The 15,932-nt window shown below is 69.6% G+C and carries 11 protein-coding genes; 2 read left to right on the top strand and 9 right to left on the bottom strand.

Features of this window, described 5'->3' with window-relative positions:
- Positions 1-20: 20 nt before the first annotated feature.
- Positions 21-1,718 (bottom strand): long-chain fatty acid--CoA ligase, encoded by a 1,698-nt coding sequence (locus tag IB269_RS04845; protein ID WP_192366518.1) that lies wholly within the window; start codon positions 1,716-1,718, stop codon positions 21-23.
- A gap of 254 nt (positions 1,719-1,972) precedes the next feature.
- Here IB269_RS04845 and IB269_RS04840 point away from each other — a divergent pair, with 254 nt between their 5' ends.
- Complete coding sequence (locus IB269_RS04840) at positions 1,973-2,494, top strand: pyridoxamine 5'-phosphate oxidase family protein (RefSeq protein ID WP_192366909.1); 522 nt, start codon at positions 1,973-1,975, stop codon at positions 2,492-2,494.
- Between the two features lies 1 nt (position 2,495).
- Here IB269_RS04840 and IB269_RS04835 read toward each other — a convergent pair whose 3' ends face one another.
- The 4 genes from IB269_RS04835 to hrpA form a co-directional block, all read right to left on the bottom strand.
- Complete coding sequence (locus IB269_RS04835; RefSeq protein ID WP_065345108.1) at positions 2,496-2,999, bottom strand: hypothetical protein; 504 nt, start codon at positions 2,997-2,999, stop codon at positions 2,496-2,498.
- A 2-nt stretch (positions 3,000-3,001) separates the two neighbouring features.
- Positions 3,002-3,904, bottom strand: coding sequence for a LysR family transcriptional regulator (locus IB269_RS04830; RefSeq protein ID WP_192366517.1), 903 nt, complete (start codon positions 3,902-3,904; stop codon positions 3,002-3,004).
- 61 nt (positions 3,905-3,965) lie between these two features.
- Positions 3,966-4,616, bottom strand: coding sequence for a cysteine hydrolase family protein (locus IB269_RS04825; protein WP_192366516.1), 651 nt, complete (start codon positions 4,614-4,616; stop codon positions 3,966-3,968).
- 265 nt (positions 4,617-4,881) lie between these two features.
- Positions 4,882-8,961, bottom strand: a complete 4,080-nt coding sequence (gene hrpA, locus IB269_RS04820) for an ATP-dependent RNA helicase HrpA (RefSeq protein WP_192366515.1) — start codon at positions 8,959-8,961, stop codon at positions 4,882-4,884.
- 214 nt (positions 8,962-9,175) lie between these two features.
- Here hrpA and IB269_RS04815 point away from each other — a divergent pair, with 214 nt between their 5' ends.
- Positions 9,176-10,342: a metallophosphoesterase gene (locus tag IB269_RS04815; RefSeq protein WP_063325958.1), complete on the top strand. Its 1,167-nt coding sequence runs from the start codon at positions 9,176-9,178 to the stop codon at positions 10,340-10,342.
- 27 nt (positions 10,343-10,369) lie between these two features.
- On the opposite strand, the gene IB269_RS04810 is transcribed toward IB269_RS04815, so the two are convergent.
- Genes IB269_RS04810 through IB269_RS04795 form a run of 4 tightly spaced genes read right to left on the bottom strand, consistent with a single transcriptional unit; the run spans position 10,370 to position 15,845 of the window.
- Positions 10,370-11,479, bottom strand: coding sequence for a lactonase family protein (locus tag IB269_RS04810; RefSeq protein WP_192366514.1), 1,110 nt, complete (start codon positions 11,477-11,479; stop codon positions 10,370-10,372).
- Complete coding sequence (locus tag IB269_RS04805) at positions 11,476-12,219, bottom strand: ABC transporter substrate-binding protein (protein WP_012206352.1); 744 nt, start codon at positions 12,217-12,219, stop codon at positions 11,476-11,478. The genes IB269_RS04810 and IB269_RS04805 overlap by 4 nt, the downstream gene beginning before the upstream one ends.
- Before the next feature lie 19 nt (positions 12,220-12,238).
- The gene (locus tag IB269_RS04800) at positions 12,239-13,204 is read right to left on the bottom strand and encodes a GntR family transcriptional regulator (RefSeq protein ID WP_192366513.1); all 966 of its coding nucleotides are present in this window, start codon (positions 13,202-13,204) and stop codon (positions 12,239-12,241) included.
- 25 nt (positions 13,205-13,229) lie between these two features.
- Entirely contained in the window at positions 13,230-15,845 is a 2,616-nt protein-coding gene (locus IB269_RS04795; protein WP_192366512.1) for an aconitate hydratase AcnA, read from the bottom strand.
- Positions 15,846-15,932: the final 87 nt, after the last annotated feature.

The raw sequence follows: 15,932 nt of genomic DNA, 5'->3' as shown, positions 1-15,932 counted from the left end.
CCTGTGGACTGTGACTGCTCCTAGGCCTGGGCCTCCGCCTCCTGCAGCTGCCGCCACATCACCTTGCCGCTGCCGCTCTTGGGCAGGGCCTTGACGAACTGCACGATCTTGGGCGCCTTGTAGACGGCCATGTTCTCGCGGCACCACTGGATGATGTCCTCGGCCGTGGTGTCTTCCTTGCCGGCGCGCAGCACGACGACGGCCTTCACCGACTCGCCGCGGTAGGCGTCGCGCGTGGAGATCACGCAGGCTTCCTGGATGGCGGGGTGGCGGAACATCAGCGATTCGACCTCGGCCGGCCAGACCTTGAAGCCGCTGGCGTTGATCATGCGCTTGAGGCGGTCGGTGATGAAGTAGTAGCCGTCCTCGTCCACGTGGCCCAGGTCGCCGGTGCGAAAGAACCGCTTGCCGTCGATCTCCATGAAGACCTGGGCCGTGGCGTCGGGTCGCTTCCAGTAGCCGTCGAAGACCTCGGGGCCGTGGACGACGATTTCGCCCTGCTCGCCCTGCGGGACATCGGCGCCGGTTTCGGGGTCGATGACACGCGCCTCGGTGCTCATGAAGGGAATGCCCAGGCATTGCTGCTTGGGATGCTCGAACGGGTTGCTGTGCGTGGGCGCGGCCGTCTCGGTCAGGCCGTAGCCCTCGCTGAAGCGCAGGCCGTATTGCTCCAGCAGGCGCTGGGCCACGGCCTGTGGCATGGCCGCACCGCCGCCGCCGATGTACTTGAGGCTGGTGAGGTCGAATTGCGCAAAGTTGGGGCTGCCCAGCAGGTCGATGACCATGGTGGGGATGTTGGTCCAGCTGGTGACCTGGTAGCGAGAGATCAGCCGCCCCGCCAGCTCGCGGTCCCAGCGCGGCATGACGACCAGGGTGGCGCCCACGAAGATGGCCGTGTGCAGCACCGAGACCATGCCCGTGATGTGGAACATGGGCACGACGGCCAGGACCACGGTCTCGCTGGTGCCGCTGCCCCAGTAGCTGCCCGCCACGGCGTTGTGATTGATGGAGCGGTGCGGGTGCATGCAGCCCTTGGGGTGGCCCGTGGTGCCGCTGGTGTAGGGCAGCACGGCCATGTCGTCGCGGCCCACCACATGGGGCGGCGCGGCTTCGGTGCAGGCCAGGGCCTGCTGCCAGGTGTGGACGCTGCCGCCATCGAGCACGGCCGGCTCACGCCGGGTGAGCAGCCAGTCGTGCCACTGCACGGGCGGGGCGTCGTCGCCCTGCACCCCGGCATCGAAGGCGTCCGTGAACTGGGTGACGACCAGGTGCTCCAGCCGCTGGCCAGAAGCCAGCGCATTGCTGGCCTTGGCCAGTTCGGGGGCCAGGTCGGCCGTGGTGATGGCGACCTTGGCGTCGGCGTCGGTGATGTAGTGCCTGAGCTCCTCGGCCATGTTCATGGGATTGACCGGCACCACCACCGCATTGGCGCGGAAGATGGCGTAGTGCGCCAGGATGAGCTGCGGCGTGTTCTGCATCAGCAGGATCACGCGGTCGCCGCGCTGCACGCCCAGGCTGTGCAGGTAGGCCGCCATGCGCTCCGTGCCCTCGCACAGCTCGCGGTAGCTGATGGAGCTGCCGAAGTAGCGGATGGCTGCCTTGTCCGGGTAGCGTCGCGCATTGACGGCCAGGTTGTCCCAGACGCTGGTGGCGGGCACGGTGATGGAATGGGGCAGGCGGCTGGGCCAGAAAGCGTGGTGCGCGGGCTGGGAGGGCATGGGTGGATGGGCTTTGAAGTGTCGGTGAGTGGAAGGGACGGCGGCAATCCGCCTTGCCAGCGAGGCTAGGCCCACACCCGCTTCCCGGCATTGGGGAAGGCCCCAGGAGATCGTCGCCAAAGTGACGCTTGAGCGCCCATGGCATACCGATGCCACCGCAACTCGCCTTGTGCTTTCGCAAGCCGGCCACGGGCACGCCACAGGTACGCCACAGGTACGATGGCGCCATGCCCGCCACGCCCTCCACGCCCGCCATGCCCCACCTGTCCCGCCTGCAGCTGTCGCTGCGCGACCTGCTGGCCCGCCACCGCAGCGCAGCCCTGGCCACCCAGCCCGCCGACTCCCCTGCCCCCGGGGCTGGCGATGCACTGCCCGCTCCCCGCCTGTCCATGGTGCCCTGGGCCTGGAATGCGCAGTTTGCCTGCTTTGTGCTGCACGTCAGCGCACTGGCAGCGCACACGCGGGCCATGGAGCTGCACCCGGCCGTCAGCCTGCTGGTATGCGCGGCCGAAATGGACGGCGAGGGCGTGCATGCACTGGAGCGTGTGGCCATTGAAGGCGTGGCCAGCACACCGCCGCCCGGCAGCGTGCTGGCCGATGGCGCGCGCGACAGCTATGTGCTGCGCTTCCCCGAAGCCGCGTTCATGACCGATCTGGGCGACTTCCGCTTTGTCTGCATCACGCCATCCATCGCCCGGCACGTGGCGGGCTTTGGCGCGGCGCGCGATGTGTCGGCCCATGACCTGATCGAAGCACTGAGCATCCAGCCCAGCTGACTCACGCGCCCCGCACGTGGGCCGCGATCAGGGCGCCCGCCGCATCGCCCTGCCCCGCCACGCAGGCGCGCACATGGTCCTCCCACATCTGGCCTTGCTGCTCCACCTGGGCATGGACAAAGCGCTGCAGCATGCGCCGGGGATCATCGCAGCGCTCATAGGCATACGGATCGCTGCGCGTGCACAGCGCCTTGAACTGCAGCCAGGCGGCCTGCCGCGTGACAGGCATGCCCTGCAGGCGCTGCCACTGGTGCAGCAGCTCATGGGCAAAGATGCCTGCGATCTGCGGATGCGACAGGCGCAGCGGCTGGCGCGGATCGGACTGCGTGAAGAAGGCGCGCGGCATGAAGATGCGCCCGCCATTCATGGACAGCGCCCTGCGCGTATCGCCCAGGCGCCGCTGGTACAGGCGCAGGCGCGGCAGCAGCGCATCGAGCGAGGCGCCGAAATGCGTGCGCACAAAGGCCTGCTCCTGCGCATCCAGTGGCCGGCTCCAGAAGACCATGCTCAGCCGCCCGGCCCCTGCCGATAGCGCCGCGCCATGAAATCCACAAACGCGCGCACGGCCGGGCGCAGATGCCGCGTGCGCGGATACAGCGCGTGGTAGCTGTACTGCCCCAGATGAAAACAGGGCAGCACCCGCACCAGCTGGCCGCGCTCCACGGCCGAGCGCACGGTATGCCAGGTCAGCGCCGCAATGCCCCGGCCTGCGCGTGCAGCCTCGAAGATGGTGGCCACCGAATCGGTGCGCAGCGCCGTGTGCGGCTGCACCTCGGTCACGGCGCCCTGCCCGGAAACCACGCTCCAGCGCAATGGGGCCGGGCCCGCCGCAAAGGCCAGGGCGCGGTGCTCGGCCAATTGCTCGGGCGCCTGCACCACGCCCTGGCGCATCAGGTAGGCGGGCGACGCCACCAGCACCAGCGGCGAATGCGTGAGCAGCCGCGCCTGCAGCCCGCTGTCCGGCAATTGGCGGCTGATGCGCACGGCCGCATCCACGCCCTCGGCCACCAGGTCCACCAGCCGGTCGGTGCACAGCAGCTGCAGCTCCAGATCCGGGAATTGCTGCTCGAACTCGGGCAGCCAGTCGCCCAGCTCGATGGCGCCCACGGCCAGCGGCAGCGTGATGCGCAGCACGCCCGCCACGCGCGCACGGCGCTGCGCCAGTGCGGCCTCGGCCGCATCGAGCTGCTCCAGCAACTGCACACAACTGAGGTAGTAGCTGCGCCCCGCATCGGTCAGGCTCAGCCCGCGCGAATTGCGCTGCAGCAGTTGCGTGCCCAGCTCCGACTCCAGCCATTTGACATAGCGCGACGCCGTGGAATGCGTCATGCCCAGCCGGTCCTGGGCCGCCGTGAAACCCTGCGCGTCCACCACGCCGCAGAACACCCGCATGGCTTGCCATCTGTCCATTGCTCATGCACTCCTTTGGCGGGAATTGTGGAGCATGGACCGCCGATGCCGCCCAGCCCGCTCAGCGCAGCGCCAGCTCCAGGATGCCGTCCGTGGACAGCACATCGCCAAACACATCCTCGATCTCGGCCAGCGCGGCACGGTGCAGGCTGTCGGCGTCCACGGATTCGCCATTGCTGCGCGTGATGGCACGTGTGGCCACGGCATCACTGGCCACGATGACCTCGAAGCCCAGCGGCGCGGCATCGCGTGCGGCGCCGGCCACGCAGGCGTGGGTCATGAGGCCGCAGATGACCAAGGTGGTGATGCCACGCGCGCGCAACTGGTCGGCCAGGTCGGTGCCGACGAAGGCGCTGACGCTGCGCTTTTGCACCACGGTGTCGCCCGCGCGCGGCTGCAGGCCGGGGTGGAACTGGACGGCGCTGCCATTGACGGCGAACACGGGCGCACCTTCAGGGGCAATGTGCTGGATGTGGAACACGGCAACCTGCCCGGCATCGGCCCATTGCAGCAGGCGCCGGGCCTGCTCCAGGACCTGCGGGCCGCGCGGGATGGGCAGGCGGCCGCTGAAGTACTCGTTCTGGAAGTCGATGACCAGCAGCGCCGTGGCACCCCGTGGCAACTGGCTGCGCCCCGGCGCGCCGGACAGGGCGCGGAGGGTGGGATGGCTGGTGGATTGGGTGGCCTGGCTGGCCTGTTCTGCGAGTGACATGCAGTGCTCCTGAAAACGGGAAGTGGTTGATGCCTGCAGTCTAGAAACGCACAGGCCCCGCCGCAACGCCATGGAGCGGCCAGCATCTGTGCAGGTTCTGCACAGATCGCCCGTGCTTTGAAAAATGCCCCATCTCTGTGATGGCGCATACGGCCTTGGGCCTTGCATCGCTCCAACCGGCCGCGTGCCGGGAAGGTGGCGATGCCGCATTGAAACATGGCCTGCGGCCCTCCCGCTCAAGAAAGGGCCGCAGGCCGGCACGGCGCTAGTTCTGCAGCTGCTGCCAGACCTTGTCCAGCCGCTTGATGCTGACCGGGTACGGCGTGCGCAGCTCCTGGGCGAAGAAGCTCACGCGCAGCTCCTCCAGCATCCAGCGGTACTCCTGCATGCGCGCATCGATGTGGCCCTTGCGCTCAGCCACCAGGCGCCAGTAGCGCTGCTCCAGCGGGCGCAGCTCGGTCAGGCGGCTGGCGTCGCGCGCAGGGTCGGCGCGGTATTTGTCCAGCCGGCTGGTGATGGCCTTGAGGTAGCGCGCGTAGTGCTGCAGCTGGGTCCAGGGCGCGGCCGCGATGAAGTTCTTGGGCACCAGGCGCTGCAGTTGCTGGGCGGCGTCGGCCGTGGCGTCAGGCGCGTTCTTGGTGTCCTTGATCTTGCGCTGCGCCGCCGCGTACTCGACCAGGATGGTGGAGGCCATGCGCGCCACCTCGTTGGCGATCAGCGTCAGCCGGCCGCGTCCGTCCTGCACGCGCTGCTTGAACTGCGCGTCGTTGGTGGGCAGCGGCTCCTGCAGGAAGGCGCGGTCTATGGCCACGTCGATGATCTGCTCGCGCAGTTCCTCCTGCGTGCCCAGCGGCATGTAGGCGACGGCCATCTTCTGCAGGTCTGGAATGTTCTTTTCCAGGTACTTGAGCGCGTCGCGGATCTGCAGCGCGAACAGGCGGCGCAGGCCCACGCGGTGGCGTGCGGCCGCAACCTCGGGCTCGTCGAAGACCTCGATGCCGACGGCATCGCCATGGTCGATGAGCGCAGGGAAGCCGATCAGCGTCTGCCCGCCCCGGCCGATCTCCATCAGCTCGGGCAGCTCGCCAAAGCTCCATTCCTTGTAGCGGCTGTCGGCGGGCTGGCTGGGCTTGGCATTCCTGGCAGGCGTGGCCTGGTCGGGCTTTTCCGCCTTGGCAGCGGGCGCAGGCTTCCTGCCGGTTTCGGGCGCGGTGGCGGCGTTGGCAGCGGGTGCAGGGGCCTCCGTGGCCGAAGCCACCTTCAGCGCGGCCAGCGCCTGGAAGGCGCCGCGCGCCTTGGCGCCCAGTTCGGCCTTGAGCGCGCCCAGGTTGCGGCCCTGGCCCAGCTGGCGTCCATGCTCGTCCGTGATGCGGAAGTTCATGAACAGGTGCGGGCTGAGCATGTCCAGCTTGAAGTCGGCGCGCTTGACGTCCAGCGAGGTCTCGTCGCGCACCTGCTTGAGCAGGGCATCAATGAGCGATCCCTGGCCCCAGCGCTCGGGCGTGGTGAAGAGTTCGGCCAGGCGCTGGGCGCTTTCGGGCAGGGGCACGAAGCGGCTGCGCGGGCGCTGCGGCAGGCTCTTGAGCAGGGCCTGGAGCTTGTCCTTGAGCATGCCGGGCACCAGCCATTCCACGCGCTCGTCGCTGACCTGGTTGAGCACGAACAGCGGCACGGTGACGGTGATGCCGTCGCGCGCGTCGCCGGGGCTGTGCAGGTAGCTGGCCGTGCAGTCCACGCCGCCGAGCTTGACCACCTTGGGAAAGGCCTGGGTGGTGATGCCGGCCGCCTCGTGGCGCATCAGCTCGTCGCGCGACAGGCGCAGCAGGTCGGCGTTTTCCTTGGCCGCCTCGCGAAACCAATGGTCGAAGGTGGCGCCGCTGAACACGTCCTTGGGGATCTGCTGGTCGTAGAAGGCGTAGATCAGCTCGTCATCGACCAGCACGTCCTGGCGGCGGCTCTTGTGCTCCAGCTCCTCGACCTTGCGCACCAGCTTGAGGTTGGCGGGCAGGAAGTGCCAGCGCGTATCCCACTGCCCCTCCACCAGGGCCTGGCGGATGAAGATCTCGCGCGCGGACTGCGGATCGATGCGGCCATAGCTCATGCGGCGGCCGTTGTAGACCACCAGGCCGTAGAGCGTGGCGCGCTCCAGCGCCACCACATCGGCCTGGTTCTTGGACCAGTGCGGATCGAGCAGCTGCTTCTTGAGCAGGTGGGCGCCGACTTCCTCCAGCCACTGCGGATCGATGGCGGCGATGCCCCGGCCGTACAGGCGCGAGGTCTCCACCAACTCGGCCGCAACGATCCAGCGCCCGGGTTTCTTGGACAGGTGGGCGCCCGGGTGCGGGTAGAAGCGGATGCCGCGCGCGCCCAGGTAGGCGTCGCTTTCATCGCCCTTGTAGCCCAGGTTGCCCAGCAGGCCGGACAGCATGGACAGGTGCACGGCGTCGTAGCCTGCGGCCTCGGTGTTGATCTTCCACTTGTGCTCGTTGACCACGGTCAGCAGCTGCGAGTGGATGTCGCGCCATTCGCGCACGCGGCGGATGTTGATGAAGTTCTGGCGCAGCAGTTGCTCCCACTGGCGGTTGCTGAGCTTGTGCGAGGGCTCGTCATCCGTGCCGGGACCGGTGTCCTGCGGATGGAAGGCCGCCAGCGCCTCGGCCGCCGGGGCGGCCACGCTCTGCCCGCCGCTGCGCTGGGCCACGGGCAGGAAGGCGGCATTGCGCGTCGATGGCTTGGCGGCAGGCGCCTGGGCCGTGGCCATTTCCTTGCGGCTCTTGGCCACCACCTTGCCGCCGCGCGCATCCTGCAGCCATTTCCACAGGCGCAGGTAGCCGCTGAATTCGCTTTTCTCGTCGTCGAACTTGGCGTGCTGCTGGTCGGCCTGCTGCTGGGCCTCCAGCGGCCGGTCGCGCACGTCCTGCACGGACAGAGCGGAGGCAATGACCAGCACCTCGGCCACGGCGCCGCGCGTGCGCGCCTCCAGGATCATGCGGCCCACGCGCGGGTCCAGCGGCAGGCGCGACAGCTCGCGGCCCATGGGCAGCAGCTCGCCGCGCTCGTCCACGGCGCCCAGCTCGCCCAGCAATTGGTAGCCGTCGGCAATGGCGCGGCCCGAGGGCGCTTCGAGGAAGGGGAAATTCACCACGTCGCCCAGGCCCAGCGACTTCATGCGCAGGATGACGCCGGCCAGCGAGGAGCGCAGGATTTCAGGGTCGGTGAAGCGAGCGCGCGTGCCGAAGTCCGCCTCGTCGTACAGGCGGATGCAGATGCCGTTGGCCACGCGGCCGCAACGGCCCGCGCGCTGGTTGGCCGCGGCCTGGCTGATGGGCTCGACCAGCAGCTGCTCGACCTTGCTGCGGAAGGAATAGCGCTTGACGCGCGCCGTGCCCGCATCGATCACATAGCGGATGCCGGGCACGGTCAGCGAGGTCTCGGCCACGTTAGTGGCCAGCACGATGCGCCGGCCCGTGTGGCTGTCGAAGATGCGGTCCTGCTCGGCCTGCGACAGGCGCGAGAACAGCGGCAGCACCTCGGCATGGCGCAGCACGGGCTGCTGTGCCAGGTGCTTGCGCAGGTGGTCGGCCGCCTCGCGGATCTCGCGCTCGCCGGGCAGGAACACCAGGATGTCGCCGCTGACGCCGCCAGACCACAGCTCGTCCACGCCTTCGGCAATGGCATCGTTGAGGTCGTGGTCGCGCTTTTCCTCGAAGGGGCGCCAGCGCATCTCCACGGGGTAGGTGCGGCCCGAGACCATGATCACCGGCGCAGGCCCCTTGGGGCCTTCGAAGTGCCTGGAGAACCGCTCGGCATCGATGGTGGCCGATGTCACCACCACCTTGAGGTCGGGGCGCCGGGGCAGGATCTGCTTGATGTAGCCCAGCAGGAAGTCGATGTTGAGGCTGCGCTCGTGGGCCTCGTCGATGATGAGGGTGTCGTAGGCCTTGAGCAGCGGATCGGTCTGCGTCTCGGCCAGCAGGATGCCGTCCGTCATCAGCTTGACCGAGGCGTCCTTGGACAGCCGGTCCTGGAAGCGCACCTTGTAGCCCACCACATCGCCCAGCGGCGTGTTCAGTTCCTCGGCAATGCGCTTGGCCACCGAGCTGGCGGCAATGCGGCGCGGCTGCGTGTGGCCGATCAGGTGGCCGCGCACCTGGCCCTTGTCGTCGGGCGTGGCGTTGACCTTGCCCCGGCCCAGCGCCAGCGCGATCTTGGGCAGCTGCGTGGTCTTGCCCGAGCCCGTCTCGCCGCACACGATGATGACCTGGTGCCGGTCCATGGCCTCCATGATTTCCTCACGGCGGGCGGATACGGGCAGGGATTCAGGGAAGCTGATCTTCAAAGGCATAAGGGGCTGGATTATCCCCGCGCCATGCCGGCGGCGCCACGCGGCTGCAGATTTCCATACGCCTGCCCTGTGCCGCCCGCATGAAAACCCCCGCATGCCAGGGCCTTCGCCAAGTCAGGCCAGCGGCATGCATGGCATTGCGCACAATCGGCGCTCGTCTTGCCGCCCGCTCCCGGCGCTGGCCGCCTCACCCGCCTTCCTCGATCTGCTCCCCATGGTTTCTCTTGCCGCCCTCGTCATTCCGCTATTGGCCCTGTGGCTGTGGTGGCCCGTCCGCCTGATGCCGCGCCGCGCACGCCTGATGGCGGCCGTCGCCACGGCGGCCCTGGGCTGCACGCCCGCCCTGCTGCTGGTGCTGCTGCGCGAGGGCACAGTCGAGTACCGCACGCTGGCCTATCTGCAGGTGCCGGGCGGCTGGGTGCTGGCCCTGCTGCTGATGCTGGCCGTCTTCATCGTGCTGCGCGACGGCCTCTGGGCGCTGGCCGCCGTGGCCCGGCGCGAGGACTGGAAGCAGCGCCTGCACGCGCCGCTGCTCACGGCCGGCGCACTGGCCCTGGCGGGCCTGCTGTCGGCCTGGGGCGTGGCCAATGCGCTGCGCCCCCCCGAGGTGCACGAACGCACGCTGCGCCTGCCCGGCCTGCCCACCGGCCTGGAAGGCCTGCGCGTGGCCGTGCTGGCCGACATCCACGCCAGCCCCATCAACAACGCGCGCTATGTGCAGACCATCGTGGACCGCACGCTCGAGGCGCGGCCCGACCTCATCGTGCTGCCCGGCGACATGGTGGACGGCGACGTGGACAGCGGCCGCGCCAACGTCGCGCCGCTGGCGCAGCTCAAGGCACGCTACGGCGTGTGGGCGGCGCCCGGCAACCATGAGTACTACAGCGGCTACGACGCCTGGATGGCCGAATTCCGACGCCTGGGCCTGAACCTGCTGGAAAACCGCATGCAGCTGATCGATGTGCAAGGCGCGCGCCTGGCGCTGTCGGGCATCGGCGATCCGGCCTATGGCCGCCTGTCGCGCCAGAACACCGACCCCTCCGTGGCCGAAGGCGTGCCGCCCGACATCGACACCGTGGCCCGCCAGGCCAAAGAGGCCGGCGCGCAATACCACCTGCTGCTGGCCCACCAGCCCAAGACCGCCCGCGACAACGCTGCCCACGGCGTGGGCCTGCAGCTGTCGGGCCATACGCACGGCGGCCTGATCCTGGGCATGGACCAATGGCTGGTGGCGCCCGCCAACGACGGCTTTGTGCGCGGCGAGTACGAGGTCGGCGCCATGAAGCTCTTCGTCAGCGCCGGCGCAGGCCTGTGGGCCGGCTTTGCCGTGCGCCTGGGCGTGCCGGCCAGCATCGACCTGCTGGTGCTGCGCGGCGCCTGATCCTGCCCCGGAGGGCGGCGTGGACGGCTACCGCGCGAACACCATGCACACCGGGCTGGCGCAGTGGGTGCTGGCCAGCGGGCGCCAGGCGTCATCCCGGGCATGGCAGACGATGCTGTCGCTGTCCTCGTTGAGCACATAGAGCAGGCGCCCGTCGGGCGAGGACGTGAAAAAGCGCGGCGTGCGCCCGCCCGAGGCGAAGCCGCCACTGGTGTGCAGCAGCCCCGTCAAAGGATCGACATCGAAGACCGCAATGCCGTCAGCGCCGCGATTGGACACCAGCACCTGCCGGCCGTCGCGCAAGACCTCGATGCCCGCCGCCCGGCTGTTGCCCACAAAGCCCTCCGGCAGGGTGGACAGGATCTGCAAGCCCTGCAGTGCCCCCGTGGCCGCATCGAAGCGGCAGGTGAGCACGGTGTTGTCCAGTTCGTTGACCACATAGGCGCAGGCCAGCGCAGGATGGAAGGCGATATGCCGCGGGCCCGAGCCTTCGCGGCAGTCCAGCCAGGGCTGGGGCGCAGGCACCAGCCGCCCGTGCTCGAAGGCGAAGATGAAGATCCGGTCCTGCCCCTTGTCAGGGACCAGCACGAAGCGCCCGTCCGGCGAGAAGGGGTTGAAGTGCGGCTTGGCAAACGGCTGCTCCTTGCGATGCGGCCCGGGTTGGCCCGGTAGCGCAAGCCGCTGCTGCACGGAGCCCAGGCGCCCGTCCGGTGCGATCGGCATCACGGCCAGCGTACCGCCTGGCCCGCCATACCCCCGGTGGCCGTCGCTGGCAGCCGGCTCGCCCAGATGGTCGGAGACCACCAGCTGCCGTCCGCCCGGGGCGATGGCCAGGTGCACCGGGTTGCGCCCGCCGCAGTCCCGGGTCTGCAGCAACGCCAGGCGGCCCGTTGCGGCATCGCGTGCGAAGACGCTGACCTCATGGCCATCGCCATGCACGGTGTAGAGCCGGGTGCCGGCTGCATCGAGCGCCAGGAACGAGGGGTTGGCAAGCCCGTCCACGGTCTGCAGATGCTGCAGGCCGCCCGTGGCTTCGTCCACGCGATAGACGGTGATGCCCTCGCCACGTGCGTCGCGCTCGCGCGTGGTGCGCGAACCCACGTAGGCGTACAGGGGGCGCGACGCTGAGGTGCTCATGCCGATGCGCCCGCCAGCGGTGCGACGGCCGCGCCCTGAATGCCATGGCGCTGCAGCGCCTCGGCCACAAAGCCGCAAGCCTTGGCCTCCTCCACAAAGGCCGCCAGCACGCGCAGGGCCTCATCGCCCCTCCCCTTGGGCAGGCCCATGGCCTGCTGGATCACCATGAAGCGGCCCGGCAGCAGGCGCAGGCCGGGCAGGCGTGCGGCATCGGCCTCCAATTGCTGCTTGACGCCTGCGGCCACGTCGGCCGTCGATTCCACAAAGGTCTGCACCACGGCGGGCGAGGACACGGCGCGCTCTATCTGCGCATGCTTGAGCTCGCGGCTCAGGTACAGGTCATAGGCGCTGCCCTTGCCGACCACCACGGTGTGGCCGGCCCGGTCCACCTGGGCGTTGTCGGTCAGCGGCGAATCCTGGCGCACCAGGTAGCTGCCCTCGATCAGCACATAGGGCGCGGTAAAGCCGATGCCCGCGCCGCGCACGGGGTCCACGGCAAAGAAGCCGAAGTCGGCCTCCTCGCGCGTGACGGCATCCACCGACTTGGCGGCCGTATCGAAGACCACCAGTTCCAGCTCCAGCCCCAGCTGCTGCGCAAGGCGCCGGGCCAGGTCGATGGACACGCCTGCGGGCTGGCCATCGGCCTGCAGCCGCGCAAGGATGGGATTGCCGGTGTTGATGGAGGCGCGGATGCGGCCAAGCGGCGCGAGGGTGGACAGCAGCTGGGAGGAAAGGTTCATGGATGGCTCGCTTCAAGGGTCAACGGGATGCCCGCCGGGGCGTGGAAGAGGTACGCGAAGGGGTACGCGAAGGTTCCGGGGACGCTGCGCCGGGACCGAGGAGATCGCTGATGCTGGCCAGGTTGCGCAAGGTGCTCGCCAGGTGCTCGCGCATGGCGAGGGAGGCTTCTTCGTTGCGCTCGCGCCCCAGCAGTTCCAGGATGTTCAGATGCTGCTCGCAGTGCTCGCGGTAGCGCGCCCGGTCCTGCATGGAGCGGTAGGACAGCAGGCGCCGCACGCGGTTGACGCGGCGGATGGTGTCGATGAAGAACACGTTGCCCGAGGCCTCGACCAGGGACTCGTGGAAGTTCACCCCCCGGTCGTGGATGCGGTCGGCCGGGTCGGTGGCGATGCCGCCTTCGAGCAAGTGGATTTCGGCCGCGCGGCAGCGTTGCAGCACGGCGCGGTCCAGCCGGTAGCCGGGCTCCAGCAGCGCGGCCGGCTCCAGCGCCATACGCAGGCGGTAGGACTGCAGCAGGCTGTCGGGCGTGGTCAGCATGGCCGCAAAGGTCCAGCCGTAACCGGGCTTGCGCTCGATCCAGCCCTCCTGCGAGATGCGGTTGAGCACGGCCGCCAGCTGGGCCTTGCTCAGGCCGTAGCGCGTGCGCAGCGCGGCCTCGGTGACGGATTCGGGCAGGCTGGCGCGCAGCCGGTCCTCGGCGATGCGAAAGTAGATGGCTTCGGTCAGGTCCTGGTCGCCGGCCGCCGCCTCGGCCAGCAGTTCGGCCGGAATCCGGTCATGCGGCAAGGCCAGGAAAAACCCCCGGTTGCGCTCGCGCCGCACCACACCCTGCTCTTCCAGCTGCTGCAAGGCCTCGTTGACGGGCTGGCGGGAGACGCGCAGCCGGTCGGCCAGGCCCTGGGCGGCCAGGTGGGTTCCGCTGTCCCATTGTTCGGAACGGGCCAGTGCCAGGATTTGCGAGCACAGCTGGGTGGAGGTCTTCATGCCCCCATTGTCATGCCATGCCACATCAGCGCCCGGCCGCCTGCCGCAGGATGGAAGGAATCACGCCGCCGCTGCGCAGCAGCCCGGCCTCCAGCTGCGTCTCCACGGCGGCCGTGGCCTGCAGCGCCTGCACGCTGCCATCGCCGCGCAGTATGCGCACGGGCACGGCGCAGCGCGGCGCCAGGGCGTCGGACGGTGCATCGATCTCGATACGGTCGCCCGGCTGCAGCGCCAGTTCCTGCGGCCCCATGCCCGCAGGCAAGCGCAGCGGCACGATGCCCATGCCGATGAGGTTGGAGCGGTGGATGCGCTCGAAGCTCAGGGCCAGCACGGCACGTATGCCCAGCAGGCGCTGGCCCTTGGCGGCCCAGTCGCGCGAGGAGCCCGTGCCGTAGCGCTCGCCGGCCACCAGCACCACGGACTGGCCAGCCTTGCGGTAGCGCTGCGCGATGTCCCACAGCGGCGCGATCTCGCCCGATGGCGCATGCAGGCCATGGGCCACGGGGGCACCGGGCGCCAGCAGGTTCTTCAGCGTCTTGCTGTGAAAGGCCGCCCGCACCATCACCTCCCAGTTGCCGCGCCGCGACGCGAAGACGTTGAGATCACCCCGGTCGTCGCCGCGCTCCACCAGGAAATCGGCCACCAGGCTGTCGGGCGGGATGGCGCTGGCCGGCGAGATATGGTCCGTGGTGATGTCGTCGCCCACCACCAGCAGCGGGTGGGCCTGGTAGCGGCCCAGCTGGCTGCCCTCGGACAGCGCCGCAAAGGGCGGGCGGCGCAGCGCGGTGGACCGCGCGTCCCAGGGAAACAACGGCCCCTCGGGCGCCTTCAGCGCATGCCAGGCCGGGTTGAGCGTGGCCCGCGCGAAGTCGCGGCCGAAGTCCTGCGGGTGCAGGCCCAGCGCCAGCGCCGCCTGGACTTCCTCGCGGGTGGGCATGAGGTCGGCCAGGAACACGGGCCGGCCATCGGCCAGGTGCTGCACGGGCTCCAGGCGCAGGTTGCGGGCCGCGTCGCCGGCCAGGCCGAAGGCGATGACCAGGGACGGCGACATGATGAAGCTCAGCTCGATGTCCGGATGCACGCGGCCCGGGAAATTCCGGTTGCCCGACAAAATGGCCACGGCCTTGGCCTGGCCGGCGCGCTGGGCCTGGCGCACCGGCTCCGTCAGCGGGCCGGGGTTGCCGATGCAGGTGGTGCAGCCGTAGCCCACGATGCCGAAGCCCACGGCCTCCAGATCCTGCAGCAGCCCGGCGCGCGCCAGATAGGAGGCAGCCGCCGGCGAGCCCGGTGCCAGCGAGGTCTTGACCCATGCGGGGACCTTCAGCCCCAGCGCCCGCGCCTTGCGCGCCACCAGCCCGGCGGCGACCAGCAGCGCGGGATCCGAGGTGTTGGTGCAGCTGGTGATGGCGGCCAGCGCCACGGCATGGCGCGGCAGCCCGGCCTTCGCGCCGGACGCAACAAAGCCCACGGCCTGCAGCGCGCGGGCGCTGTCGCCATAGTCCAGCAGGTCCTGCGGGCGGCGCGGACCGGCAATGTGCCAGCCCACGGTGTCCAGGTCGATCTCGATCTGGCGTGTGTAGCGCGGCTGGGCCTGCGGATCGAACCACAGGCCCTGGGCACGCATATAGGCCTCGACCAGGGCGACGCGCTGTGGGCTGCGGCCCGTGGCGCGCAGGTAGTCAAGCGTCTGGCCATCGACCGCGAAGTAGCCCGTGGTGGCGCCGTACTCGGGCGCCATGTTGGCCACCACGCTGCGCTGGCCCGCCGTCAGCGTGGACACGCCGGGGCCGAAGTACTCGACGAACTCGCCGGCCACGCCCAGGGCGCGCAGCCGCTGGGTGGCGACCAGGGCCAGGTCGCTGGCCTGCACGCCGGGGCGCAGCGCGCCGGTCAGCCGCACGCCGATGACGTCGGGGATGCGCAGCATGGTGGGCATGCCGAACATCACGGTCTGCGCCTCCAGCCCGCCAACGCCCCAGCCCAGCACGCCGATGCCGTTGACCATGGGTGTGTGGCTGTCCGTGCCCAGCATCATGTCGGGCACGGCCCAGAGCCTGCCGCCGCGCTCCTCGGTAGCCACCACGGTGGCCAGCTGCTCCAGGTTGATGGTGTGCATGATCCCCGTGCCGGGCGGGTGGATGGTCACATGGGCCAGGGCCCTGGAGGCCCAGCGCAGGAAGCGGTAGCGCTCGGCATTGCGCCGTATCTCGTGCTCCAGGTTGGCCTGGGCGGCGCCCGGCGCTGCATAGGCCTCCACGGCCAGCGAGTGGTCCACCGACACATCGACGGGCAGCACCGGATTGAGCACGGCCGGATCCACGCCCTCTTCGTGCAGGGCATCACGCATGGCTGCGATGTCGACCAGCGCCGGCGTGCTGGTGGTGTCGTGCATGAGCACGCGGCCCGGCTGGAAGGCGATCTCGGCCTCGCTGCTGCCGTGATCCAGCCAGGCCCGCAGGGCAGCCACGGCAGCGTCCCTTTCCTGCCCCTCCATGTGGCGCAGCACGTTCTCCAGCAACAACCTGAGCACCACGGGCAGGCGCGGCAGGCACTCGCCCAGCACGCCAGGCACATCGGCGGCGTGGTAGCGGACTCCGTCCAGTTCAAGGACGCGGGAAAAGGGGTTCTCGGTGTTTTCCATAGCTGATATTTTGCATTTTGAATTTCTAAAATGCAATCAAACGCCTCATCTCGCTTTCCCTGAAACCCCGGCCAAAAGGCCGCCAAG

Source organism: Delftia sp. DLF01, assembly GCF_014852125.1.
GTDB classification, from domain to species: domain Bacteria; phylum Pseudomonadota; class Gammaproteobacteria; order Burkholderiales; family Burkholderiaceae_C; genus Comamonas; species Comamonas acidovorans.
Note: the sequence above shows the minus strand (reverse complement) of the source record. Positions and strands in the feature narration are given on the sequence as shown.

Bases quoted from the DNA above. Each gene is read 5' to 3' on its own strand.
- IB269_RS04845 (WP_192366518.1), bottom strand. From the start codon at position 1,718: ATGCCCTCCCAGCCCGCGCACCACGCTTTCTGGCCCAGCCGCCTGCCC.
- IB269_RS04810 (WP_192366514.1), bottom strand. From the start codon at position 11,479: ATGAGCACCTCAGCGTCGCGCCCCCTGTACGCCTACGTGGGTTCGCGC.
- IB269_RS04800 (WP_192366513.1), bottom strand. From the start codon at position 13,204: ATGAAGACCTCCACCCAGCTGTGCTCGCAAATCCTGGCACTGGCCCGT.
- IB269_RS04805 (WP_012206352.1), bottom strand. From the start codon at position 12,219: ATGAACCTTTCCTCCCAGCTGCTGTCCACCCTCGCGCCGCTTGGCCGC.
- hrpA (WP_192366515.1), bottom strand. From the start codon at position 8,961: ATGCCTTTGAAGATCAGCTTCCCTGAATCCCTGCCCGTATCCGCCCGC.
- IB269_RS04815 (WP_063325958.1), top strand. From the start codon at position 9,176: ATGGTTTCTCTTGCCGCCCTCGTCATTCCGCTATTGGCCCTGTGGCTG.
- IB269_RS04825 (WP_192366516.1), bottom strand. From the start codon at position 4,616: ATGTCACTCGCAGAACAGGCCAGCCAGGCCACCCAATCCACCAGCCAT.
- IB269_RS04830 (WP_192366517.1), bottom strand. From the start codon at position 3,904: ATGGACAGATGGCAAGCCATGCGGGTGTTCTGCGGCGTGGTGGACGCG.
- IB269_RS04840 (WP_192366909.1), top strand. From the start codon at position 1,973: ATGCCCCACCTGTCCCGCCTGCAGCTGTCGCTGCGCGACCTGCTGGCC.
- IB269_RS04795 (WP_192366512.1), bottom strand. From the start codon at position 15,845: ATGGAAAACACCGAGAACCCCTTTTCCCGCGTCCTTGAACTGGACGGA.
- IB269_RS04835 (WP_065345108.1), bottom strand. From the start codon at position 2,999: ATGGTCTTCTGGAGCCGGCCACTGGATGCGCAGGAGCAGGCCTTTGTG.